This is a genomic window from Nocardia sp. SYP-A9097 (assembly GCF_009649815.1).
Lineage (GTDB): Bacteria > Actinomycetota > Actinomycetes > Mycobacteriales > Mycobacteriaceae > Nocardia.
The window spans coordinates 1-25,350 of the sequence record NZ_WJIC01000019.1; the positions used below are offsets into that span (position 1 = coordinate 1).

The 25,350-nt window shown below is 65.3% G+C and carries 20 protein-coding genes; 4 read left to right on the forward strand and 16 right to left on the reverse strand.

Annotated elements, in window-relative coordinates:
- Positions 1-150 precede the first annotated feature (150 nt).
- The gene (locus GFY24_RS29165) at positions 151-1,716 is read left to right on the forward strand and encodes a transposase (protein WP_153808328.1); all 1,566 of its coding nucleotides are present in this window, start codon (positions 151-153) and stop codon (positions 1,714-1,716) included.
- 515 nt (positions 1,717-2,231) lie between these two features.
- On the opposite strand, the gene GFY24_RS29170 is transcribed toward GFY24_RS29165, so the two are convergent.
- The 16 genes from GFY24_RS29170 to GFY24_RS29250 form a co-directional block, all read right to left on the reverse strand.
- Positions 2,232-3,455, reverse strand: a complete 1,224-nt coding sequence (locus GFY24_RS29170; protein WP_309231478.1) for an acetyl-CoA acetyltransferase — start codon at positions 3,453-3,455, stop codon at positions 2,232-2,234.
- 27 nt (positions 3,456-3,482) lie between these two features.
- Positions 3,483-5,228, reverse strand: coding sequence for a class I adenylate-forming enzyme family protein (locus GFY24_RS29175; protein ID WP_153808329.1), 1,746 nt, complete (start codon positions 5,226-5,228; stop codon positions 3,483-3,485).
- 46 nt (positions 5,229-5,274) lie between these two features.
- A complete protein-coding gene (locus GFY24_RS29180) occupies positions 5,275-6,459 on the reverse strand; it encodes an acetyl-CoA C-acyltransferase (protein WP_309231479.1) in 1,185 nt (394 codons plus the stop codon).
- Positions 6,460-6,533: 74 nt separating this feature from the next.
- Positions 6,534-7,850 (reverse strand): LLM class flavin-dependent oxidoreductase, encoded by a 1,317-nt coding sequence (locus GFY24_RS42340; RefSeq protein ID WP_309231480.1) that lies wholly within the window; start codon positions 7,848-7,850, stop codon positions 6,534-6,536.
- A 14-nt stretch (positions 7,851-7,864) separates the two neighbouring features.
- Positions 7,865-9,325 (reverse strand): carotenoid oxygenase family protein, encoded by a 1,461-nt coding sequence (locus GFY24_RS29195; protein WP_153808331.1) that lies wholly within the window; start codon positions 9,323-9,325, stop codon positions 7,865-7,867.
- Between the two features lie 84 nt (positions 9,326-9,409).
- A complete protein-coding gene (locus tag GFY24_RS29200) occupies positions 9,410-10,273 on the reverse strand; it encodes a winged helix-turn-helix transcriptional regulator (protein WP_309231481.1) in 864 nt (287 codons plus the stop codon).
- Positions 10,274-10,286: 13 nt separating this feature from the next.
- The gene (locus tag GFY24_RS29205) at positions 10,287-12,236 is read right to left on the reverse strand and encodes an MFS transporter (protein ID WP_153808332.1); all 1,950 of its coding nucleotides are present in this window, start codon (positions 12,234-12,236) and stop codon (positions 10,287-10,289) included.
- Between the two features lie 129 nt (positions 12,237-12,365).
- Positions 12,366-13,841: a hypothetical protein gene (locus tag GFY24_RS29210; protein ID WP_309231482.1), complete on the reverse strand. Its 1,476-nt coding sequence runs from the start codon at positions 13,839-13,841 to the stop codon at positions 12,366-12,368.
- 180 nt (positions 13,842-14,021) lie between these two features.
- Complete coding sequence (gene iolD / locus GFY24_RS29215; protein ID WP_153808333.1) at positions 14,022-15,863, reverse strand: 3D-(3,5/4)-trihydroxycyclohexane-1,2-dione acylhydrolase (decyclizing); 1,842 nt, start codon at positions 15,861-15,863, stop codon at positions 14,022-14,024.
- The gene (gene iolB, locus GFY24_RS29220) at positions 15,860-16,750 is read right to left on the reverse strand and encodes a 5-deoxy-glucuronate isomerase (RefSeq protein WP_153808334.1); all 891 of its coding nucleotides are present in this window, start codon (positions 16,748-16,750) and stop codon (positions 15,860-15,862) included. The genes iolD and iolB overlap by 4 nt, the downstream gene beginning before the upstream one ends.
- A complete protein-coding gene (locus GFY24_RS29225) occupies positions 16,747-17,640 on the reverse strand; it encodes an aldolase (protein ID WP_309231483.1) in 894 nt (297 codons plus the stop codon). The genes iolB and GFY24_RS29225 overlap by 4 nt, the downstream gene beginning before the upstream one ends.
- A complete protein-coding gene (iolC, locus tag GFY24_RS29230) occupies positions 17,631-18,569 on the reverse strand; it encodes a 5-dehydro-2-deoxygluconokinase (protein WP_153808335.1) in 939 nt (312 codons plus the stop codon). The genes GFY24_RS29225 and iolC overlap by 10 nt, the downstream gene beginning before the upstream one ends.
- Positions 18,566-19,357 carry an ATP-binding cassette domain-containing protein gene (locus GFY24_RS29235; protein WP_153808336.1) on the reverse strand — a complete coding sequence of 264 codons (792 nt, stop codon included), beginning with the start codon at positions 19,355-19,357 and terminating at the stop codon, positions 18,566-18,568. Before GFY24_RS29235 ends, iolC begins: the two co-directional genes overlap by 4 nt.
- Positions 19,354-20,406: an ABC transporter permease gene (locus tag GFY24_RS29240; protein ID WP_153808337.1), complete on the reverse strand. Its 1,053-nt coding sequence runs from the start codon at positions 20,404-20,406 to the stop codon at positions 19,354-19,356. Before GFY24_RS29240 ends, GFY24_RS29235 begins: the two co-directional genes overlap by 4 nt.
- 19 nt (positions 20,407-20,425) lie before the next feature.
- On the reverse strand, positions 20,426-21,466 hold the full coding sequence (locus GFY24_RS29245; protein ID WP_153808428.1) for a sugar ABC transporter substrate-binding protein: 1,041 nt from the start codon (positions 21,464-21,466) through the stop codon (positions 20,426-20,428).
- 16 nt (positions 21,467-21,482) lie between these two features.
- A complete protein-coding gene (locus tag GFY24_RS29250) occupies positions 21,483-22,373 on the reverse strand; it encodes a TIM barrel protein (RefSeq protein ID WP_153808338.1) in 891 nt (296 codons plus the stop codon).
- A gap of 234 nt (positions 22,374-22,607) precedes the next feature.
- On the opposite strand from GFY24_RS29250, the gene GFY24_RS29255 reads away from it, so the two are divergent.
- From GFY24_RS29255 to GFY24_RS29265, 3 genes are read left to right on the forward strand one after another with little or no spacing between them, the layout of a single operon-like run.
- Positions 22,608-23,612 (forward strand): LacI family DNA-binding transcriptional regulator, encoded by a 1,005-nt coding sequence (locus tag GFY24_RS29255; protein WP_153808339.1) that lies wholly within the window; start codon positions 22,608-22,610, stop codon positions 23,610-23,612.
- A 32-nt stretch (positions 23,613-23,644) separates the two neighbouring features.
- Positions 23,645-24,655 carry a Gfo/Idh/MocA family oxidoreductase gene (locus tag GFY24_RS29260; RefSeq protein WP_153808340.1) on the forward strand — a complete coding sequence of 337 codons (1,011 nt, stop codon included), beginning with the start codon at positions 23,645-23,647 and terminating at the stop codon, positions 24,653-24,655.
- Positions 24,656-24,676: 21 nt separating this feature from the next.
- Positions 24,677-25,072, forward strand: a complete 396-nt coding sequence (locus GFY24_RS29265) for a VOC family protein (RefSeq protein WP_153808341.1) — start codon at positions 24,677-24,679, stop codon at positions 25,070-25,072.
- Positions 25,073-25,350: the final 278 nt, after the last annotated feature.

Genomic DNA, 25,350 nt, shown 5'->3' on the forward strand with positions numbered 1-25,350 from the left:
CCTACCAGCCTCGCTGGCAGGCCGTGGTCCCGATCTCGAGCAAAGACAAAACCCCAAAGACCAAAACCCCCAAACCGCCCACCCCCGAGGCCATCACACCCCGTGTCTAACGAGCACACCCCTTGTAGAGCCTGTTGCCGAATCAGGGCTGTGCCGTTGACTTTGGTGGCCGGTCTCGAGGAGGCTGGGGTGGTGGCGAAGTCGTATCGGCCGGTGGTGCGTGATCAGCAGTTCCTGTTGGCTCCGGATATGCGGGAGTGGCTGGAGGCCGATCATCTGGTGTGGCAGTTGCTCGATATCGTGGCGGAGTTGGATACTTCGGAGTTCCATCGTCGTTCTTCCCGGCGGCGGACAGTGAATTCTGTTGCGGGGCAGCGTGGTTATGACCCTGACATGCTGGTGACGTTGTTGTTGTATGCCTACTGTGTCGGGTTGCGGTCCTCGCGGGCGATCGAGAAGGCCTGCCGCACCGATATCGCCTATCGGGTCGTGTGCGCCAACGATATTCCTGATCACACGGTGATCGCCCGGTTCCGCGCCGAGTATGAGGAGGCCTTCACTGCATTGTTTTCCCGGGTGCTGGGGTTGTGTGCGCGGGCGGGGATGGTGAAGGTCGGCGTGGTCGCCCTCGATGGCACGAAGATCGCGGCGAACGCGAGCATGGCCGCCAACCGGACCGAGGCCACGTTGCGAAGGATGGCTGAGCAGGCGGCGGGTGACATCGTCGCCGAGGCCAAAGCCACCGATGAAGCCGAAGACCGCGCCGCTGACGGTGACGGTGATCGGACTCCGGAGTCGATGCGTGGTGCGCGGCGGCGGGAAACGATCCGTGAGGCGCTGGCCTCGATCGAGGCCGAACGCGCCGAGAGGCCGTCGAAGGAGATGCGGTATTCGCAGCGGCGTCTGGATGCCGCGCAACGCGCCTACGACCAGCTCCATGAGAAGCTCACCACGGGGTGGAAGGCCGAGCAGGCCCTGCTGGCCGAGGGCGGCAAGCTGTCGGGCCGCCCGCGGTCGGCGCCGCGGGACAACAAGCAAATTCAGGTCTTCGCTACCAGATTGGAAACAGCGAAGGCGGCGATGGCAGCCAAGCTCGCCAAGGAACCGGTGAAGAAACGCAATCTCACCGATGTCGAATCGCGAATCATGAAGACCCGCAAGGGATTCATCCAGGGATACAACGCTCAGCTCTTCGTCTCCGAAGACCATGTGATTATCGCCTGTGAACTCACCGACGAACCCGCCGACACCCACCAGTTCGCCCCGATGATCAACGCCTGCACTACCGAACTCGACACCCTCGCTGCCGCCGGTCATCCACGCACGACCGGGATCGCCACCGCCGACAACGGCTACTGCTCGGCCGCCAACATCGACCCGGAAACTACCCCGGGACCAGACCGGTTGATCGCGGTGGTCAAGGACCGTCACCAACGCAGCGACAACCCCGGCAACGGCCCATGCACCTACACCAAACCAGTATTCACGACCATGGCAGAACGACTGAAAACACCTGCCGGACAAGCGATTTACCGCCGGAGAGGCGCGATCGTCGAACCCGTCAACGGCCATATCAAGGACCGTCGCGGATTGTCCCGATTCTCCCGCCGCGGCCTGAAGGCCTGCGCCGCCGAGCTCAAACTCGCCGCCACCGCAACCAACATCTTGCGTTACCTCACCCACAACAGCACCCAGACCGTCCCCGCCACAGCCTGACCCGCCCTCCGGGCGGAACCGGCCAGCCCAACACACACCCGAGCCCGACCACTCGACCTGAGCCCCCGGCAATTCGGCAACAGGCTCTACAAGGGGTGTGCGGGTACGAGACGGGGTGTGATGGCTCGATGAGGGTGTGCGCCGTGTCCTCGAGACCCTTCCCGGTGTCCCGATTGTCGGCTTCGGGTGGGTGTTTCTGCGGCGGGACAGCGCGCATGTGGTTCGAACAGCTCTTGTCAGGGTTGTTCAATCCCCAGACGTGCTGTCCGATGCCAACCGGGACGTGCGGTTCTGTGTCTTTTGGGCCTTAGGCCCTTCTTGTCCAGGCGTTCTTGTCTTTTCGGGTTCTTGTCTTTTCGGGTTTTGTTTTTGAACGTAACCACAACCAGGCCCCCCGTCAGGGAGTGTCAGCTCCCCCGCAGGGGGAGCGAAAGCCGGTACGGCAGGCGGGGTTCCCACACCTCTTCTTTTTCGCGTGCACGCGGGGATGAATACTCTCCCGCGACCGATGAGCGCTAAACACCCCACGCTTCTACAACGAAGCCAGCTGAGGTTGTAGTACTGCCACCGATATTCAGAGTCGCGATCCGGCGCGCACCTTCCACCTGGTACGCACCAGCCTGATCGGTGACTTGCTTATAGGCATCCAGAAGCATGCGGGTCCCGGTGGCACCAACTGGATGACCGATACCGATCAGGCCGCCTCCCGGGTTGACCGGCAGGCTTCCTGATCGACTGATCTCACCGGATTCGATCGCTTTCCAGCTCTCCCCTGGCGCAGTGATACCCAGGTGATCGATGGCCATGTACTCCGACATGGAGAAACAGTCATGCACCTCCACCGCGTCAACCTCGGTGATATCGGTCAGCCCTGCCCGTTTCAGCGCATCCTGCATTGTCCACCGCACATGCGGGAACACATACGGCTCGGCGGCCGACGCGACGAGCTTCTGCGCGAGGGGAAGCCCTGCTGTCCGGTGCCCCCACCCGGTGATGACCGCATGTCGGATGGCACGAGAGTCCCTGTGCTGCTCCAGGAATCGATCCGAAACCATGACCACGGCCGCCGCTCCGTCGGTCATTTGGCTGCAGTCCTGGCGGCGCAGTGGTCCTGCTACATGCGGGTTGGCGGTGTCGTCGGCGGTGAAACTCGCTGGGGTGTAGGACCATTCGCGGGTCTGCGCGAGAGGGTTCAGGCGGGCGTTGGTGATGTTAAGTTCGCTGATGGCGTGCAGGTGGGCGGGGTCGAGGCCGTAGCGGCGGTCGTATTCGTCGGCGATGGCAGCGAACATGGTGGGCCACACCAGGTCTGTGTCCTGGGCTTCGTGGCCTGCCCAGGCGGCGGCTCCCATGTAGGCGGCTGCTTGGTTGCCCGGGACGGTCTTCTCCAGTTCGGCGCCGATCACCAGTGCGCAGTCGTAGCGCCCGGATTCCAGGTCGGCCATGGCGGCCAGGATTGCCATACTGCCGGAGGCGCAGGCGGCTTCGTGGCGGCCGGCGGGGATGCCGCATAGCTCGGGGAGGACGGTGGCGGGCATGCCACCGAGATGGCCCTGGCCGGTGAAGAGTTGCCCGAAGGCGTTGCCTACGTGGATTACTCCGATATCGGCGGGATCGATACCCGCCGCCGCCAGGGTCTGTTCGGTTACCGATTGGATGAGCGCGTCGAAACCGAGGCCGGCGCGATGCCAGTTGACGGCGAAATCGGTTTGGCTGCCGCCGAGAATATGGACGGACACTGGGACTCCTGATTACGTTGTGGCGGTTCAGAGTTGGGCGCGGAGTTCCCGGCGCAGGAGTTTACCTACCGGGTTGCGGGGCAGGGATTCCACGATCTCCAGGCGCTCGGGCAGTTTGAAGGAGGCGACTTCACGGGCCCTCAGATGTTCGACCAGGTCGCCCAGGGTTACCGTCGCTCCCGGCGTGGGAACTATGAAGGCGCAACACTTTTCGCCGAGTATCTCGTCCGGGTAGCCGACGACCGCCACGTCGGCGACGGCCGGAAGATCCGAGAGCAGGCCCTCGATCTCGGCGGGCGCGATATTCATGCCGCCGCGAATGATGATCTCCTTCACGCGATCCACGAAACGCAGGTAACGCCCGTCCTCGCCACAGAGTTCGAAAACGTCTCCGCTGCACAGGTATCCCTCCTCGTCGAAGGGTTCGGTGGTGGCGGTGCCCGGGAGGTACCCGCCGAATACCGCCGGACCACGCAGGCGCAGTTCGCCTCTGCCACCGAGTTCTGTCACGGTCTTCCCGGTGACGACATCGACGAGCTTCACCGCGGTACATGCCGCCAGGCGGGTGGACCATTCCACGCCGGGTGCACCGTAATGCGGTAAATGTTGTGCTCGCACAGTCGGATCGGGGATGTCGGCGGGGGCGCCGAGCAGGCTCACCCCCTCATTGGAGCCGAAGAAGTTGAGTACGTGAATGCCCAACTCCTCCTGCCAGCGGCGCACGACGGGCGGCGGCAGGGGTGCCCCACCGGAACCGACGGTGCGCAGGGAGGACAGGTCCGCTTGTGCGCGCAGGGATTCGTTCTGCAGCAGCATGGTCAATAGTGCTGGCGGCATACTGGTGTGCGTCACACGGTGTTCGGCGATCTGACGGAAGAACACCGGCAGATCCAGCGGATGATGCTGGATGAGATGGCCGCCCGCGAGCAGCCAGGGCAGGAACGCGGCCGCGAATCCGGCCATGTTCACCATGGGAAATGGGTTGAGCACCACCGACTCCGGGGTGATTCCCAAGCCGTCCTGAACACCACGCGCTACAGCCAGCCAATCGCCGTGGCAACGCGGAATGCCCTTCGGCGCGGCTTCGGTACCACTGGTCCAGCAGACGGTGATGCGATCGTTGACGGTCACTCGCAAGGCAAGTTCGTAATCGCGCACGTGGCCGCGAGCCTGGGAATCGGCCGGATCACCCAGTGCGACAGCTTTATCCGGGATATCCGGGCCGAACGCGAAGACGGTAATATGGCCGTCCGCCACAGACAGGGCTTCCTGCGCGAGCGCACGCTCAGCAAGCATGCCGACGGTAATGATCGCGTCCGCCTTGGTGGCGGCGATGATTCCGGAGATCTCGTGCCGCCGATAGGAGGCGGGCATGGGTGTCGCGACCGCCCCCAACCGCCACAGCGCCAGATAGGTCGCGGTGAGCGCGATCGTGTTCGGCAGCAGCACCGCCACCGTGTCGCCCTGACGAATGCCCTGCGCAAAAAGCACTGCGGCGATATCGATTACGTGATCGTCGAGACTCTGCCAGGTGAGGGTGCGGGGTTTCGCGCCGGTCAGCACCGCCAGGTTCGCGGGATCGCTGAGAGCGGGCGCGTCGGGCGCCTCCACGACGCGGCGGCGAAAAAGGGCAGGGATGGTCTCGTTCTCCCACCAGCCGCGGTCGAGGTACTCGCGCACGGTGTCCTCGGGATGGCAGGGGCGCACCGGATGCCGTGTCGTGATGTCCCGGCGGGCACTGGAAAGTGGTGCGGGAGCGGGTGATTCGGCCATAAATATCCCTAGGACTCGTAGTTCTTGCGCATGACAGCGTTCTTGCTCATGACAGGCGGCGCAGCACGAGAGCGGACCCCAGGCCGAGCGCCGCGGGAATGGTCACCAGCGCATGCTCACCGTCGAACCGGGCCAGTGCATCGAGGGCCTGGGCGATGAGGATGCCGCCGGTGGCTCCCAGCGGATGTCCCACGGCAACCGCGCCGCCCGAGGGGTTGACGCGCGCCGGGTCCAACCCGAGTTCGCGGATCAGCAATAGCGGTGTGACAGCGAAGGATTCGTTCACCTCGACCACATCGAGGTCGGCAGCGGTGATTCCGGCGCGACGCAGGGCGGTACGGGCAGCCGTCACCGGAGCAGTGAGCAGCGGCGAACGAACGGCGGCCTGGGCAGTACCCACTATGGCGGCCAATGGTTTTCGCCCCAACGTGCGCGCCGCGCCCGTACCACCGAGGAGTATCGCCGACGCACCATCGGCGAGCTGCGGCGCGGTGGCGAGTGTGTGTAGCCCCTCCGCTGGACGTGGGGCCTCCGGTAGCCGCCGTGCCACCCGCTCCCACGACAGGTCTGCCCCGAAGAGCGCCGGAAGCTCGGCAAACGCTTCGAGGGAAGCATCCGGCCGAGCCCCTTCATCGGCCGCGAGCAGTACCGTGCCACCCTTGCGGGCCGGAATCACCGACCCCGAAACCTTTGCGGCAGCGGCCCTCCGATGCGATTGCACGGCGTAGGCATCCAACTCGGGTCGTGCGATCCCATGAGCGGCTGCGGTGAGATCCGCCGATACACCGATGGTGACGAACCCGGTCCGCTCCCCCAGATCATTGTCCAGAGCGATAGCAGGCCGATCCGAAAGCATCGGCACCCGTGACATCGACTCCACCCCACCGGCGACAATAATGTCGGCATAACCTGCGGCAATCCGCGCCGCCCCGCTCTCCACGGCGTCCAACCCCGAACAGCACAACCGCGAAACCACTCCCCCCGGAACGGAATCCGGCCACCCCGCCCACAATGCGGCGGCCCGGGCAATATCCCCGCCCTGCTCCCCCACGGCGGTACTCACCCCGACCAGCACATCGTCCACGGCCTCCGCCGGACACCCCCGCCCCGACAGCGCCGAAAGCAACTGCCCGAAAAGCTCATACGACGGCAACTCCGCCAAAGTGCCACCACTGCGCCGCACCCGTCCCCGAGGCAACCGCACGGCGTCGTACACAAGCGCGTCATCCACGACAGACCCTCGCAATCACTCGCGCCGTGGGCGCTGCGCAGCCGCATGTCTGCACGGCGTCGTCGATATTCATCTCACTCACGGCCTATCCTCGCGATCGTTTCGAGGGTTTGGAGCCCCGCGGGGTCCGCGGCTGCGGTCACCGGGACGATGACCACTTCGTCAGCCCCTGCCACGCGATAAGCGGCGAGCCGATCCGCCAAGGTGGCGGCGTCACCGAACATGCCAACCGCTGCGGGCAATTCGTCGGAGACAGCGGCCAGCACATCGCGAGGATGGGCACCGCTGTACGCCAACCGCACCGCATCGCCGAAGCCCGCCTCGGCGAACATGGCGTCGTATCCGGGTGCACGCAAATATCCGACCATCCCGCGCCGCAGGGTGAGCAGCATTTCAGGGGTAGGGTCGGCCGCCGCGGTCACCCAGACCGATACGGCGGGCGCGGGACGGTTCGCCGCGGCCGCATATCGGCGCACTGCGGTGACACATCGAGCCACCTGGGCAGGCGTCACCAGATTCAGCACCACCCGATCGGCCGTGCGCGCGGCTGCCGCCAATGCCCGCTCCCCGAAGGCTGCCACGACCAATTCGAAACCTGCAGCGGCCGTGTCGAATTCAAGCTGATCAGGGACAGCACGCGTATAACTAGGCGCTGCGACCTGTGCGGCGCCGGAAGACACTGTGGCCGCGCGGGGTTCGACAGGCGGCTCGGAGGAACCACCCGCAGTCCGCAGCGGCGCCCGCACGAGTCCGGAATTCACCATTACTGTTTCGCAATCGGCGCGGGCCGCCATGCGGGCCGAGTCACGAGGTCTGAAGGCGGGCTTGATCATCCTGCCGCCCACATCCCCTGAAGACTCAGTGCGCATTGGATGTTCGGTGGCTTCGAGGGTTGATCGGCTGGGCACGATCCGCTCGGAACTGCGCCCCGGCGCGGGAAGTCGCAATCGGTAGCCGGTGATGCGTTCGACTGTGCCATCGAATTCGGCCTTCTCGCCATCGAGGAGTTGCCGAACGATCCGGGCGGACTCCTCCAGATGAATTGCGGTGCTGCGCCTTTCGCGGCCGTGCCAATTGTTCACGACCACAGTGCTGGAGGTACCGAGGGCAACGCTCACCGGCCGGCCGGTGAGCGCGGCGACGCTGGCCACACCCATGGCGATATTCGCCGGGGTGCGCACCGCCACCGCCAGCGGGCCGATGCAGAGCGGAATCGTGCCCGGCGCTTGGCCGACCGCTGTGGCCAGGGCGAAGGCGTCGAAGGTCGCCATTTCGCCGAGCCAGAGGCGGTCATAGCCGAGCTTGTCGGCCGCTTCGGCGACCAGAAGGGCATCGAGCGGATCGCGATCCTGCCAGTAGGGCAGGCTCACGCTCAGGCGGGGATTAGACACGCGCGCAATCCCTTTCAGGCGACCGGCTGGGAAGCCGCACGCATGCGGTCACCACTGACCCAGGTGGCGTGAAAGCCGAGCGGAACGCGCGTGGGCAGGCCGAGCCGGCAGATCGGCCCCTTGGTGAGGTCGGCGGCGTGATAGATCCACACTTCGGCGAGCCCGGTGTGATTATTGTGGGCGAACATGGTCAGATAGGCGTCATCTTCGCCGGTCCCACCGGGCCGCGGGACCACGGTGAGTTCACTGCCGAACATGCCGTCACCGAAAGGCGCGGTTTCCTTTGTGCCGGTGAGCAAGTCGTATTTGATGACGGCGTCGAAGATCATGGTGCGATCCACCGACAGCCGCATCTGGTAGGAGTAGCGGCCGCGCTGACCGGTAATGCCCTGGTCGATCGCCGGGAATTCGGTGTTCACATCGTCCATGGGCGTCTCCATGGTGACCCCGGTACGCAGGTTGAATCGATACTTGTGCAGTTTCGCCTCGGGGCGCAGATAAGCGAGCAACTGCGCGAGCGGGTGGGCGCGGTCGGACACCGGACTGGGTTCGGTGACGCGGCAGACGATCAGCACGATCTCATCGCCTTCCTCCCACGAGTTGACGGTGTGGTAGATGTACCCCGGATCGGCCTCGAACCACTTCGCTTCCGCCCCAACGCCATAACGCGGCAGCACCGCGAATCGACTGGGCAGAGTGCGGTCGAAGAAGATCTTGAATCGGCCCGCCGCGGCCGCGCGGGGATCGTTGTAGAGCGGCAGATCCATGAGAATGGAGTAGTTATCGGTAATCGCCATATCGTGCGGCAGCCGCGGGCCGGGCAGCTCCAGCCCGGTGAAATGGGTGACCTTGCCGCTCGTGTCGGCGACCCCGTAACGCAGATAGGGCGCGTTGATGCCGTAGTCGAAGAAGAGCAGTTCCTCGGTGCGCTCATCGACCTTGGCATGCGCCGAAACCTCGCCCGGCAGTGTGCCATTGAAGTCGTCGACGCCACGGGTCTCGAGGCTCACCGGGTCGATACCGTACGGCTTCCCCGCCCGATACCAGAGGGCGAGCAGATTGCCATGGTGGTAGATGACATCGGTATTGGCGGAGTTGCGTTCGCGGCGATCACCGGCGGGATTACCGTCCCAGGGCTCGATAACGCCGCGCCACAGGGCGGTTCCGGCGGACCGCTCGGCCTCGAACTCGGCGGTGCGAATGTACCGATTGCGGTAGGTGGCCCGGCCGTTCTCGAAGTGCACCGCGTGCAGCATGCCGTCACCGTCGAACCAGTGGTACCGGCCCATCGGCGCGAACTGCGGATTGGGTCCATTGCGGACGTACACCCCGTCGAGGTCCGCGGGCAGTTCGCCGTACAGGACCGTGAGGTCGGTGGCGGTGATCTCGTCGGCCTGCGGCGCGTACGGACCCTCCAGATACGGATTGGTCAGGGCCTCAGCAGCGGGTGCGATGAGTTCTTCATTGAGCGGCATGGCTACGCCTCCAGCGACCGGACCACGAAAGCCCGACTTCGTTCACTACAGTTAATGAAGTGATACGCGTCTCATCGATAGCTGTCAAGACTCGAACCGCACGTCCGTCCGGCCCAGTTCGACCTCGCAACCCCGGCAGCGCAGGGCCGGAATCAATACCGCCCCACACTCCCGATGCTGAATCCGCAGACCGGGCTCCGGCGACTGCGGATGCGCGTGATCGGCCCAGGCGAGCAGAAAGGCGAAGACCCCGAACAGGGCTCGCCCACGCGGGGTCAGCCGATAATCGCGCGCATCGGCTTCGGGGCGGTGCAGTATGCCCGCCTCGACCAGCCGGGTCAGGCGCTCCGTGAGCGTGGTGGGCGACATATGCAGTGCCGCACGGAATTCCGAGAACCGGCGGACGCCCGCCAGCGCCAGCCCGGTGACCGCGGCACTCCAGCGATCGCCGATGGCCTCCATGATTTCGTCGAAGCGCGCATCGACCTCAGCGAGTGTGGCGGTTCGCCCCGAGCGCCGGCGGCCGGAGGTGATGTGCCACAGCGCATCCCGGTCCAACTCCACATCGGTCGCATGCGGTGTCACGGTGCGCCCGCACCCCCGGCACATCAGCACCGGCGGCCCGCGGTGCCCGCACTCGGCGTGCACGAACTCGGGCAGCAGGCGCGATTCCGCTGTCCACTCCCGTTGCCAGGACCAGACACACACCAGAATCTCCCAGGTGCCCAATCCCAGTGCGGTGAGCCGGTATTCACCCCGATCACGCTCGAGCACCCCGGCATCGACGAGCGCCGCCAGCCGTGCGGTGAGCACGGCGGGCGGCGCCCCGGTCTTCTCACTCCACTGATTGAACCGCCGGGCGTGCTCGACGAAGGCCAGACGCAGGATGGTTAGCGTCAGGCGGTCGCCGAGCAGGTCGAAGGTGGCGGCCACGGAGTTCGAATGCACTTCACTAACTGTACTAGGACAGTGCCGCCAACTCGCGTTCCACGGCCAGATCGTGCTCGGCCGCGGCCTCCGCTGCCTTCTTCGGGCTCCAGAACCCCGACATGAAGAAGACGAACGGCACGAACGCGATCTGCGCGACCAGGCAGATCCACCACCAGGTCCGCCACTGCTTGGGCGAATCGAGGGCGGCCTGCTGCGCCTCGGTGGCGTGATCGGCCAGGAATTTCTGATCATCGGTCGGGATATTGCCGACCGCCTTGAGATCTTTACTGGCCGCGGTCAATTGCGGACCCACCTGCGAGGCGACGGCCAGCTCGTTGACCGGAACCTGCTGCGCCGCTTGAATCCTGGCGATGGCCTGATCCGGCGGAATGCCGAACTTCTGCGCGACCTGACCCACCGCGGTAGCCGCGGACGCCTGATCGGCCGGATTCAACACCAACTTGGTCAGCACCGCGGTATCGATCGCCTGCAGTGTCGCCAACTCCTGCGGATACTTCGCATTGAGGGCCAGCGTGGTCCGCACATCCGCGGGCGAGGCGCCCGTGAGTTTCACCAGCGCCGTCACCTGGGCGGCCGTATCGTTCGGATTGGCTCCCAGCGTGCCCATGGTATCCGCGCCGACCTTCTGAATGGTGGCCAGCTCATTATGGTATTTGGCCGAGATCTCTTGCAGCCGTGGACCGTAATTCACCAGGGTCCCCGCCGCCGTCACCACGAAGAGCAGCCCGAGCAGTACGAAGGTGACCACGGTGCGCAGAATTCCACCCCAGACCGCGAGCCCCTCGACGGTGGCCGCCGGATTCCGGTTCTCCACGGTCTCGGTGTAGCAGGCCATCCAGGTGGCGTAGCAGATACCGCTGCCGACCGCGATCAGGCTCAGCACCAGGGCGAAGGTGTAGTAGTCGGTACCGGGTTTATCGGTGTAACCGAGGAATACGAATACGCCGACGATGCTGATGATCGCGCCGAAAAGCATGAACGGTTTTCGGACCTTCAGGTAGTCCGAGACTATCCCGGTCAGCACCAGCGATAGCGCATTGGCGATCCAATACCAGTTGCCCATGGCATTGGCCTGCTGTGCGGTGAATCCGAAGTTGGTCGCCATGTACACCGGCAGAAACGACACAATGGTGTAGAAGAAGGCCAGGAAGATCGAGATCGCGAAGGCGGAACCGATAATGTTGAAGCGCAGCATATCTTTCCACTGATTGCGCTCCACTTCCTCCACATCCATACCGCGGGCACGCGCCTCGATGAGCGCCTTGTCACGTATGGACACCATGATCTGGTCGCGCAGCGCCGGGCTGAGCTCACGCAGCCCGACGACACCGAGGATCGAGATGACCACGCAGATCGCACCGCAGAGCCGGTAATGGAACTGCCAGTCCGGATGCGCCGACAGCGTCTGAGTGGAGATCTCCGTGGTCACCAGAGCGCCGAGCACCGGCCCGAGCGTCCAGAAGCCCATGGCCGAGGCGCGCCCCAACTGCGGTGAGAAGTCGCGCACCAGTGCCGGGGTGGCCACCAGGACCGCGCCCTCCACGATGCCGATCACGCAGTAGACGATCAGGTACGCCTCTTTGGTGGTGGTGGCGGGTACCGCGACCAGGGTGAGCACCGAGCAGATGACGGTGCCATAGGCGACGATATTGGCTCGCCCCCAACGGTCCAACAGGCCGGCGACCACCGAGGCGGCCGCACCGAATGCCGCGCCCGCGATGAAGATTCCGACGAAATACCGGAACGACAGATGGAAGTAGGCGATGAGCTCATTGCCCACCGCTCCGGAGATGAACAGCTGGTAGTAGAGGGCGACCGAAACGATCACCACCAGGAAGAGATACCAGGCCCGCGACCGGTTGTCCGGATAGTGCGGAATCTTGCGTTGCCACAACCCGGTGAGCAGCGTCGGCGCTACCGGACCGGGTGCGGGCGGGATGGCGGTCGGAGTGGAACTCATGATCGAGATGCCTTTCTGACCACGGCATTTCGTGTGACCGGAGGACCCTTTGTGATGCGCCACGAGCTGCCGCAGTGATCACAGGGTAACGGTCGGAAGTGATCGGCATCACTGTTACCGATATAAGTTCTAATCGGCTCCGGCACCGAAGTAGAGAATGTTCGAACCGTGCTCGGCCAGTGGCCCCGCCTCGGCCGCCTGGCGGATACCACTACCGGGCAAACTCGTTAGTTTGGTGAACATTGTGGTGTTTCCGAAAGCCGACCGCACCTGCGTTTCCGAGGCATAGTCCGCGCCATATTCGGCGAGCGCTTTGAAATCCAATGGCGCGAGGGGTTTTTCGAGCGGGATTTGTCCCGCCGGGAGTCCGAGCGCGGCGTACTGGATGGCGGAACCGCCTTCATACCAGCACAATTCGTAGGACATGTTCTCGGTAGTGGCGACGCTGACCACCGGCCATTCCTGCGAAAGCCGCAGGGCGAGTGGATGTTTGCCGACCGGGGCGATTTCCCAGTTCAGGCTCTTCACCGAAACCCAATGCTCGGAGACCTTTTCGATGAGGACGACATCCTCGCCGAGGCGTTCGACCCGATTGGCCTCGGGCTCCGGTGTGCTCCAATGCTTTTCGGCGACGCCCTGGTAGGCGGTGCTGGGTACGACCTCCGCACCGTCGGCCACATAGGCGGCCATCAGGGCGGCCCGAACCAGGGTGACGGCATTGCGCGAAGAGCAGCGCACCCCGAGCGCACCGAAGGAGGTGCTGATCTCCATGGGCTTGGAAGGCTGATCCGGCATGGCTCCGGCGGCGAGCGGCTTCAAGCCGATCAGCGCGAGCTGCCAGTTCACTTCTTCGATGGTCGCCAAGTCACCGGAGGTCTGGTACAGGATCTGCTGCTGGGTCAGGTATCCGATGCGCTCGAGGGTGGCACATTCGAGTTTGCGCAGCGCGGTGACGGTCTTGCTGGTGAAGCCGATGTCCTCGACCTTGATCCCACGCAGTCGCTGCGCCATGGCCGGTGTGGTGACCGCGGCATAGCGTTCGCGGTACATGGCGATCGCCGGTTTGCGCTGCCGGCCGACCATGAGCGTGCGCAGCAGCGTATTCAGGCTGGAGAGATAGCGCGCGGCCTGATCCGGATCGGCGGCGAAGAGCCGGGCGCGAATGGTGACCGCGTCCAGGCTGGCCGCGACCGCGGCATTCGGGTCCAGGCGCAGCAGCCACACACCGCATTTGGCGAGCGCGTCCGCGCAGACGGCGGCGGCATTCGGATAGTTGTGCGCCACCTGGCGATAGGCGTTGCAAGCATTGCGAATGGTCGAGGTGGCCAGTTCGCGATGGCCGATGGTGCGCGCGGCCTCTTCGAACAGCCGCAGTGCGTCCTGCACCTCGCCCGCGAAGATCGCGTTCACATGCCCGGCGGTGAGCCAGCGCAGCCGCAGCAGTACCGCTTCCTGCGCGGGCTCGAGGGCCGAGGCCGACCGATCACGCTCTGCGGGATCGTTTTTGGTGGCGATCAGACCGCGGGCGAATTCACACAGGGTGGTGGCGAGGGCCAACTCGGCTTCGGGCGAACGGTCCCGGGCGGCCGCTCTATCCGTAGCCACCTGGCGCTCAATGGCGCTGAGATCCATTGCGACCTTCAAACTCCCGCATCACCGTGGCGCGCGCGATCTCCTTGCCGACCGCCCTGCGCGTTTGCGCCGAGTCTGCCATAGATTGCCCGCGCGGGTCACCCGAGTCCCGGTATGCCCGGATTCCCCGAGTGCGCTCCGCGCGGGTCGCGATCAATCCGCACGGGTGTAGCGGAGTTGTCGCGGTTTCTCCTGGTCGTAGCCGGTGCGACCCGAGAGGTGTTGTGGCACACCCACTTCCCACCAGGCACCGGATTCGGTCCAGGAGCAGGGCTGAGTGTGCACCACGATCACGGCTGGGCGCTGTTCGGCGACCGCGGTGGCGCGGGCGCGCGCATAGGTGTCACGGAATTCCGCGGGTTCGCCGGCGGTGAACACCGCACAGCCGAGCGAGCGGGCATGCGCGGCGAAATCGACGCGCGGCGGCATATCGTGATTGCTGCGACAATCGGCGTACAAGTTGTTGAAGGGCTGCGCACCCTGACCTTCCTGCAGACGCGCGATGACCGCGTAGCCGTCGTTATCGCAGACCACCGCGACCAGGGGGTGGCCCGCGAAGGCGGCGGAGAAGAGCTCGGAGTTGAGCATCAGATAGGAGCCGTCGCCGAGCAGGGTGGTGACCAAGCCACGGTGGGCAATGGCCGCGCCCCAGGCGCCGGAGAGCTCGTATCCCATACAGGAGAAGCCGTATTCGACATCCATGGTGGGTGCACCGCCGGTGGCGCGCCACCCGCCGATGAGTTCGCCGGGCAGGCCGCCGGAAGCGGTCATGACGTAGTCGTTCGGACCGCTGAGGTCATTGACCATGCCGACGATCTGGGCATAGGTGGGTACGCCGAGGCTCGGTGCGCGGAGTTTGTCGATGTGGGCGTCCCAGTCGCCACGGACCGTTGTCGCGCGACGGGTCCAGGCCGAATCCGCCTGCCACTCCCCTATTTCCGGGGCGAGGTCGGTCAGGGCCGCATCGGCGTCCCCGACCACCGCGAGCGCACCGTGTTTGACGGCATCGAAGCGGGCCGCATTGATGTGGATCAGGCGGACATCGTCGGCGAAGACGGTCCAAGAAGCGGTGGTGAAGTCCTGCAGGCGGGTGCCGACGGCGAGGACGACATCGGCCGCGGCGGCAAGGGTATTGGCGGAGGCCGCACCGGTGATGCCCAGGGGCCCGGCGTAGAGCGGGTGGTCGTGCGGGGCGAGGGTGCGTCCGGCGGTGGTCTCCGTCACCGGAATACCATGCCGCTCAGCGAATTTCAGAGCCGTCGCACCCGCTCCGGAGTAGCGGACGCCGCCGCCGAGAATCAGCAGTGGTCGTTGTGCGGTGCGCAGTCTGGCCGCTGCCTCGGCGACGCTGCGCCGATCCGGGCGCGGACGCGAAATACGGTGCACGACGGGCGCGAAGAGCGCGGCCGGAAAATCGTAGGTCTCGACCTGAATGTCCTGTGGCAGAGCGAGTGTCACCGGACCCACATCGGCTGGATCGGTGAGCACGCGAGCCACCTGCGGCAGCGTGGCGATCAACTGTTCGGGCCGGGTGATGCGGTCGAAGTAGCGGCTCACCGGGCGGAAGGCATCGTTCACGGTAATGGTCGGATCGCCGTAGTGTTCGACCTGCTGCAGTACCGGATCGGGTGCGCGACTGGTGAAAGTGTCACCGGGGAGTAGCAGCAGCGGCAGCCGATTGGCATGCGCCACACCGGCCGCGGTGACCATATTGAGTGCGCCGGGACCGATGGACGAGGTGGCGATACCGACCTGCCGCCGCTGCGTCGCCTTGGCCAGTCCTACGGCCGCCAGGGCCATGCCCTGTTCGGTATGCCCGCGCCAGACCGGGATCTCCTCGCGGCGCTCCTGAAGTGCGGTGCCCAGGCCCAGCACATTGCCGTGCCCGAAGATGGCGAAAACGCTTGGGAACAATGGCACTTCGGTGCCGTCGAGCAGTTCGGAGCGCTGGGCGACCAGCCAGGCCACCAGGGCTTGCGCGGTCGTGAGTCTCATGCGAGCCGTCCTTCGTGCGAGGTGACCGGGCAACGCGGGTCCAAAGGCTCATCGGCCCAATGCGATCGGACCCAGGCGTGGGCGGGGTCGTCACAGAAGGACATGGACCGTTCGGAGGCTGGACCGGCCAGGACATTGAGGTAGTACATGGGATAGCCCGGCGCGGCCATGCACGGACCGTGGTACCCGTGCGGTACCAGGAAGACGTCACCGTCGCGGACCGCGACATTCTCGTCGAGTGAGCCGTCTGCGGTGTAGGTGCGGTGCAGGCCGAAACCCGTTGAAGACGGGGTGATTCCGTCGCGGTCGGCAATGCGGAAGTAGTAGATCTCCTCGTTGATGACTTCGCAGTCGGTCGCCTCGTCGTGCTTGTGCGGCGGGTAGGAGGACCAATTGCCGTCGGGGGTGATGAGTTCGCAGGCATTGAGTTTGTCGGCGTGATCCCAGATACCGGGTACACCGAAGCTGTTCACCTGGCGGGTCGCCGGGCCCGCGCCGCGCACTTCCACCGGGACCTGTTCGGCCGGACCGTATTTCGGGGCGAGGCGGCGGGTGCAGCGGGCCATGGGGAGTGCGACTTCCAGGCCGTCGACCGTGGACAGCTCCACGACGGCATCGCGCGGGACGTAGGCGAAATCGGTGACGCGGGTGAAAACCGTTTCGCGGCCGGTGAGTTCGAAGGTGAGGCCGTCGACTCGGACGGTGCAGGAGCCGGACAGGGGTAGGACGAAGGCTTCGAAATCGCCGGTATGCACCGTACGGGATGCGCCTGCGGCCAGCCGGAGCACCCGCAGGCCAGTGTAGGTCCAGCCCGCGTCGTCGGGGGTGAGTAGCACCGGATCGTTTCCGGCACTGAGGGTTCCGGCCAGCCGGTGCAGTTTGCTCATGAGGCGGCCGCCAGCACTCGGGCGGCGGCGTCGACCGCGCCCGCGACATCACCATCGGGCGGATAGAGCAGGCTGCGGCCGACGACCAGGCCGCGCACCACATCGTGAGTCAGGGCCGCACCCCAGGAAGCGAGATCCGCCGCCGGGTCGCCCGAGGGTGCGCCACCCAGGACCAGCACGGGCAGTGTGGTGGCATCGAGAGCCGAGATCTCTTGCGGGGCAGGGATCTTCAACCAGGTGTAGGCCGAGGTGACGCCCAGACCGGAGGCGATCGTTATCGCCCGCTGCAGTGCGGCGGCATCACGATGCATGACCAGCGCACCGGAGTGATCGCGCCCGTACGGCAGCGGCTCCACCATGGCCATCAACCCGTGCTCGGCGAGTTCGGAGACCGCACGCGCGCACGCCTCCAGGGTAGGAATCGTGCCCGCATCCGAATCCACCATGCGCAGCAACATCTTTCCGCCGTCGAGGCGGTACTTCACCAGCGATTCGGCGTCGTATCCGGTGAAGCGGTCGTCGATCTCCCAATCGGCACCGGCGAGCCCACCGCGGTTCATGGAACCGATGACGATCTTGCCGTGCACGGCATCCAGGAGCAGAAGTTCCTCGACTATGTCCGGTGAGCCGAGCACACCGTCCACCGCGGGATTGTCCAGCGCAATGAGGAGCCGCTCCAGCAGGGTCCGCCGGTCTGCCATGGCGGTACTGTCCCTACCCACGCCCAGCGCACCGCGCGCCGGATGATCCGCGGCCACCAGGAACAGGGTTCCCTTGTCCGACAGCAGGTTCGGTCGCCGCACGCGGTCGGCGTACGCACGCTGGATGGCCTCGGGCTCAGTGGCTCGCGCCCGCAGCAGGCGGTACCAGCGGTCATCGGTCAGGTGCACAGTAGCTCCTCGATCTCGGCCTCGGTCGGCATGGCGTCGGCGCAGGCCAGGCGGGAGGCGACCAGCGCCCCGGCGGCATTGGCGAAGGTGCCCAGGCGGTGTGGACCCCAGCCCGAGAGCAGGCCGTGGATGAGCGCGCCGCCGAAGCCGTCACCCGCGCCGAGACCGCACACCACCTCGACGCGACAGGGTGGGACGGTCCAGCGTTCGGATTCGGTGGCCACGAGTACGCCCTCCGCGCCGCGTTTGATCACCGCGAGGCGCACGCCACGGGCGAGTAGACGGTCCGCGGCCCGGTCCGGATCGGCGGTGCCGACGGCCACTTCGACCTCGGTTCTATTGCCCACCACCACATTCACGTGATCGACCATCCAGCCGATCTCAGTACGGGCGGTCTCGACATCGGGCCAGAACATGGGGCGGTAGTCCAGATCCAGGACGGTGTGACCGCGCCGGTCGCGACGCTCCAGCAGGGTGCGCTGGGTGGTGCGGCCGGGTTCGGCGCTCACCCCGGTGCCGGTCACCCATAGCAGAGGGACGGAATCGACGACATCCCACGGGATTTCATCGTCGGTGAGGGTGAGATCCGGGGCGATCGGCGCGCGATAGAACAGCAGTGGTGGATCAGCGGGTGGATTGAGTTCGCAGAACACCACGGGTGTCTGCAGATTCGGCGCGGTGGCGACATAGCGGTTCTCGACCCCGAAGTCCGACAGCGCGTTTCGTACGAAGTCGCCGAAGCCGTCCGGTCCGACCTTGGTGAGCAGTGCCGTGCGGCGGCCCAGCCGGGCCGCCGCGACCGCGACATTGGTGGCGGTGCCGCCGAGGAACTTGGCGAAGGTCGACACCTGCGCCAGCGGCACCCCGCTCTGCTCCGGGTACAGGTCCACCCCGACCCGGCCGATGGTCAGCACCTCCAAGTCGGTCATGGCGTCACCACTCGCTGCAATTCATGTTGCAGGGCTTCGAGTTCCGCGCCGCCGGACATCTGCCTGGTGAGTTCGGCGAGGTCGATCTCGGACTTCTCGTAGGAGCCGAGCTGGCCGCCACGCTGGAGCAGCAGGAAGCGGTCGCCGACGGGGTACGCGTGATGCGGGTTGTGGGTGATGAGCACGACGCCCAGACCACGGTCACGCGCCTGGACGACATAGCGGAGCACAATGCCCGCCTGCTTCACACCCAGTGCGGCCGTGGGCTCGTCGAGAATCAGCACCTTCGCGCCGTAGTGCACGGCGCGGGCAATGGCCACGCATTGGCGCTGACCGCCCGAGAGCGTGCCGACCGGCTGTTCCAGGTCGCGGATCTCGATTCCCATGTCCTCCAAAGCTTTCCGGGTGACGTCCCACGCTTGGCGGCGGTCCAGCATTTCGAACGGGCCGAGTCGTTTCACCGGCTCGGAGCCGAGGACGAAATTGCGCCAGACGCTCATGAGCGGGACCACTGCAAGATCCTGGTAGACGGTGGCGATGCCGAGGTCCAAAGCCGCACGCGGAGAGGATAATCGGGTGTCATCGCCATCGACACGGAGTTCACCGGTGTCATGCTGATGCACGCCCGCCAGGATCTTGATGAGCGTGGATTTGCCCGCGCCATTGTCACCGAGCACGCAGGTGACCTCGCCGGGATTGACCACCATGGACACATCGTGCAGCGCCACCACGCCGCCGTAACTCTTTCCGATATCGACGGTTTCGATGAGGGGTGCCTGGGAAGTCATCGGCGTACCCTTTCCGCTCGCTTCTTGAACTCGTTATTGACCAGTACGGCCGAGAGCAGCAGGATGCCGAGGAAGAGCATGAACCAGTCGCTGTTCCAGCCGGCGAAGACAATGCCCTGACGAGCCATACCGAAGGTGAGTGCGCCCAGGGCCGCGCCGACCACCGAACCGAAGCCACCGGTGAGCAGGCAGCCACCGACCACCGCGGCGATGATGTACTGAAACTCCAGTCCCACACCCTGATTCGCCTGCACGCTGGAGAAGCGCAGCAGATTGCACGCGCCCACTACCCAACCGGCGAATGCAGTGGTCATGAAGAGGATGATCTTGGTGCGGGCGGCCGGCACACCGACCGCGCGGGCGCTGGGCAGGGACCCGCCCACCGCGAAGATCCAATTGCCGAACCTGGTGCGCATCAACACTATTGCGGCAATGGCGGTGAGAACGATCCACCAGACCACCGAGGCTTGAATGTGCGCATCGCCGATATCGGTGGTGGAGGCGAAGACCCAGCCGGCGGACTGATAGCCGTCCGCACCGCGAATCCCGGAAACCTGCACGGTACCGGTAACCCACCGTGTCACACCGAGATTCAAGCCCTGCAATGCCAGGAAAGTACCGAGGGTAACAATGAAGCTCGGCAGACCGGTACGCATGACGACCCAGCCATTGAGAAATCCGACGGCCAGGGCGAAAACCAGCGAAACCGCAAGCGCGAGCCACACATTCCAGCCCGCATTGACCGCGAGCAAGGCGGTGACCAGCGCCGTGGACGCGGTCATCACACCGGCGGACAGGTCGAATTCACCGCCGATCATCAGCAGTGCGACCGCCACCGCCATAATGCCCAGCGTCGAGGCGTCGTCCAGCCAGTTGGAGACGCCCAGCGCGCTGAAGAACTTGTCGGTAATGATCGAGAAGAACAGGAACACCACCAGCGCACCGATGAGCGCACCCAATTCGGGTCGCACCACCAGCCGCTGCAGGATGGAGCCGCGCAGCCCCTCGGATCGTGTGGTCGGCCCGGAAGCCGTTGTGGCAACACTCATGTCATTCACTCCCGACCGGTTACCGCGTGCCCTGGGCGACGAGCCCGGCGACGACATCGACATTGGCCTTGTCCACGAACGCCGGTCCGGTCTGCACCGGATGACCGCCGCCGACACTATTGAGATTGGACCGGTACAGCTTCAACATGACCACGGGCAGATAGCCCTGCTCGTACTGCTGCTGATCGACCGCGAAGAGCAGCGAACCGGCGCGAATCGCGGTCACCACATCATCATTGAGGTCGAAGGTGGCAATGGCGGCCTTGGACTTGGACTCGCGGACCGCGTCCACCGCGCGGGCGGCGATCTGCGAGTTCAGGGTCAGGACCGCGTCGATGGACGAATCCGCCTCCAGCGCACCACGAATGCGGGCCTGGGCGTCCGTCGGGTTGTTGATATCGACCTGCAGGGTGACGGCGGTGCCGAAGCCCTGGGTGGCACCGGCGCAGCGCTCATTCGCGCCGATATTGCCCGCCTCGTGAATCACACAGAGCATCTTGCGCTTTCCGGCATCGGAGAGGCGTTTACCGGCGGCCTCACCGGCCTGCCGCTCGCTCTGACCGACATGTCCGATGGCACCGAACGCGGCGCTCTTGTCCTCGCCGGAGTTGATGGTGACCACCGGAATGCCCGCTGACACAGCCTTTTCGATGGAGGTACGCAGTGCATCAGGGTTTGCCATCGAGACCACCAGACCATCCACGCCCTGTGCGACCGCATTGTCGATTAGCTTGGCCTGCTGCCCCGGATCGCCCGAGGAGTTGTACTCCACGCGTACGCCGAGCTGATCGCCCGCCGCCTCCGCGCCGTTCTTGACCACATTCCAGAAGGCGTCACCCGGTGAGCCGTGCGTGACCACCGCGACGCTGTTCAGCTTGCCGACGGCGGCGGGAGCCTGGGCCGGCGTGGTCTGATCGGTACCGGGGCCGCTGCATGCGGCGACTACGGCGGCAACCGCTATCCAGGGCGTCAGTCGACGCCAGCGTTTCCAGCCTGTTCGTGCCGCTGCGGCTCGAGGCGCTGCCGGAGTCTTCCCCGGGTGTGCCAGTCGGGACTTCATTGTCATCACTTACCAACTAAATCCGGGTGGAGGCCGGTTCGGCCCCGATTTCGGTCAGGTGTCGCAGACTTACTTCGGTATCTCGGTTCGGGCCGGCGGCGGTGTCGCCGGGATTCAGGGCGGTGTCCTGTTCGAGGACGTACCAGCCGGTGTATCCGGCGGCACGGACGGCGTGCACGAGGGCGGCGATATCAACATCGCCCTCCCCCAGTGGCACATAGAGTCCTCGGCGCACGGCTTGGCTGTATTCCATTCGGCCGCTTCGTACTTCGTCGGCCACGCTCAGGCGGACATCCTTGAGATGGATGTGCCCGATGCGAGTCGGGTACTGCCGAGCCAGCTCCACCGGGTCGGTGCCGCCGATGGCCAGGTGGCCGGTATCCAGGCATAAATCCAGGTTCGAGTCGGCCAAGAACCGGTGCACCTCGGCTTCGGTTTCGATATGCGTGCCCACGTGCGGGTGCACGGTCGCGCGCAGGCCGTGTTCGGCGGCGATATCGGCAATGCTCGCGGTGGTGTCGATGAGGGTGCGCCACTCGTAATCGGTGAGCGGGGTTCGGGTGTCGTAGCCGTCTTCGCCGGTGGCGGCGGCCAGGATGAGAACTTCCGCACCTGCCGCTGCGAAGAGGGCGGCGGTTTCGCGGGCTGTGGCCAGCGCGGCGCCCGATTCTCGATGCAGTGCGAGGGCGAGGAATCCACCGACCGGGGCCAGGCCGTGCGTCTCGAGTTCGGCGCGCAACTCGCCTGGGGCGCTGGGCAGATAGCCGGGCGGGCCGAATTCGGTGGCGGTGATTCCGAGGCCCACCATGGCGGACAACACGGTTTCCGCATCCAGGACATGGCCCCAGCCGGGGACTTCGCAGACGCCCCAGGAGATGGGCGCGGCGGCAATACGCAGTTCGGTCATCGGCACTTCCCAGAGCTGTCGTAGCCAACGTGTGAAACGCTCCCGCTATTGGAGCGCTCCAACAATGTAACCCCGATCACAAGCGTGTCAAGAGTTTGGCGGCCGTCGAAAAGTGGTGTGTGACCTTGCAATACAGCTTTCACCTGGGCCGTTGTGCATGAGTCCAAATGTCCGAATCTCGTCGTTAGAGCGCTCTATTGCCGATGACGAATCCGGCCGGTACCGTCAGGCACCATGACCCGACCGACCATGGAAGACGTCGCCGCGAGGGCGGGCGTTTCCCGCGCACTGGTCTCACTGGTCATGCGCAATTCCCCCAAAGTCAGCGACCATCGCCGGCGTGCGGTGCTGCAGGCCGCGGAGGATCTGGGGTATCAACCGCATCTCATGGCCCGCTCACTGGCCAGCCGGACTTCGAACATTGTCGGGGTCATGGTGTCCGACCTGCGCAATGCGTTCTTCGCCGATGTGGTGGAGGGTATGGACGAGGCGGCGCAGGAGGCGGGCCTCGAACTCATCCTGAATACCGGGCGGCGCAGCGCTGCTCGGGAACAATCGGCCCTGGCGAGCCTGCTCGCCTTCCGGCCCGGCGGAATCATCCTGCTCTCACCGGTGCTGCCCGCCGCCTCGATTCGTGATGCGGCAGACCGTTGTCCGGTGGTGCTGGTCTCGCGTGGCTCCACCATGCCGGAGGTCGACACCGTCAATGACGATGGCGAGCTCGGCGCCGGTCTTGCCGTGGATCATCTTGTCGCACTTGGACATCGGCGGATCGTGCACCTGGATGGCGGGGCGGCCTTCGCTGCCGGTCCCCGTCGCAAGGGTTACACCGCGGCCATGGTCCGCCACGGCCTCGAACCCATGGTGATCGCGAGCGAACACACCGACGAAGCCGGTGCCGCGGCGGTCCGCAGTCTGCTGAACCTGTTCTCCCCCAGCAACTTCCCCACCGCCTTGGTCTGCGGCAACGACTTCAACGCCGTCGGCGCGATGTCCGCACTGATCGAAGCGGGACTGCGTGTCCCCGAAGACGTTTCGGTAGTCGGCTACGACAACACCTCCCTGGCGGCCCTGCGCCACCTGGCCCTCACCACCATCGATCAACCGCGCACCAATATCGGCCGCCTGGCCGTCCAGGCCCTCACCGAACGCCTGCAGGACGGCCGCACCGACCCGGTCCGTAAACGCCTCGAACCCTCCCTGGTAGTCCGCTCCACCACCGCTGTCCCTCGCGATTGACCAGTCCCCCAACCATTTCCGAAGGAGCAACCATGTCCACGATCAGACTGGGCCTCGCAGGCACCGGCCGCATCGGCAGCTCCCACGCCGAAACCCTCACCACCCTCCCCGGCGTAGATTCGGTCATCGTCGCCGACGCCGACGCGCAGCGAGCCCGGACCACCGCCAACAAACTCGACATAGATTTCGCCCCCGATATCGACGCTCTACTCGCCGCCGACCTCACCGGCCTGATCATCACCACCGCCACCGATTCCCACCCCGAACTGATCACCGCCGCAGTAGACCGAGGCATCCCCGTCTTCTGCGAAAAGCCCATAGCCGCAGACATTCTCGGCACTCTCGCGGTGGTCGAACGCGTAGCGACCTCGACCGTTCCAGTTCAAATCGGCTTCCAACGCCGCTTCGACGCCGGCTACCGAGCGGCCCGCAAAGCGGTGACGTCCGGCGAACTCGGCTGGATCCACACCCTCCGAGCCACCACCCTCGACCCCGCACCCCCACCCGCGGACTACATCCCCCGCTCCGGCGGCATCTTCCGAGACTGCGGCGTCCACGACTTCGACATAATCCGCTGGGTAACCGGCCGCGAGGTCACCGAGGTCTACGCCACCGGAGCCAACCGTGGCGAACAATTCTTCGCCGATTCCGGAGACGTAGACACCGCCGCAGTAGTCCTGCACCTCGATGACGGCTCCCTCGCAACGGTTTCCCTGAGCCGCTACAACGGCGCAGGCTACGACGTCCGCCTCGAAGTCCTCGGCTCCCAAGCCAATGCCATTGTGGGCCTGGACGACCGAGCCCCCTTGCACTCGGTGGAACCCGGTTACCCCGCCTCCCACCTCCCCGCTTACCCCGGCTTCATGGACCGCTTCCACGCCGCCTACGTCGAAGAACTGGCCACCTTCATAGAGGTCGCCACCGGCACCCGCCCCAGCCCTTGCACCCCCGCCGAAGCCCTGGAAGCGTTCTACATCGCCGAAGCATGCGAACAATCCCGCCACGCAGCCCGCCCCGTCCGCATGTCCGAGGTACACCGCTAACCCAGCCGAGAGGTGATCCCGATGCAGTGGAACCTAGAGGTAGTCCCAGTCCCAGTCTCCGACCTGGACAACTCAAAAGCCTTCTACACCAACCAGATCGGCTTCACCCTGGACCTGGACATCCAAATCTCCCCAACCACCAGGATCGTCCAACTAACCCCACCCGGCTCAGCCTGCTCCATCCACCTCTCCACCGCCCCTATGACCCCCGGCTCCCTCCACGGCCTCCAACTGGTAGTCCCCGACATCAACACCGCCCACAAAGAACTAACCACCCGAGGCGTAACCGTAAGCCCCATAACCCATTTCGAAAACGGCGAACAAGTAGCAGGCCCCGGCGAGGATTGGAACTCTTTCATCTTCTTCGAAGACCCCGACGGCAACTCCTGGGTAATCCAAGAACGCCCCGCAACCTGATCCTCAAAACCTCCACCGCCCAAATAGATTCCATCGCACAGTCCGCAAGACGTAGATACGCCTGAGCCACATCGGCATACTGCGGAGTGGAATGAATGACAAGGCATCATCCACGGCAATCTCCGCAGCAGAATCCTTCCTGTGCCACCGAAGAATCTCCTCCGTCTCCGGTGTCATCCGCCCGAACAGCCGCACCGTATGCGCCAACGCCAGAAACCCCAACCGCCTGGTCTCAGTATCCCCCGACCCAACCGCACGAGGAATCAACCCCGAAATAG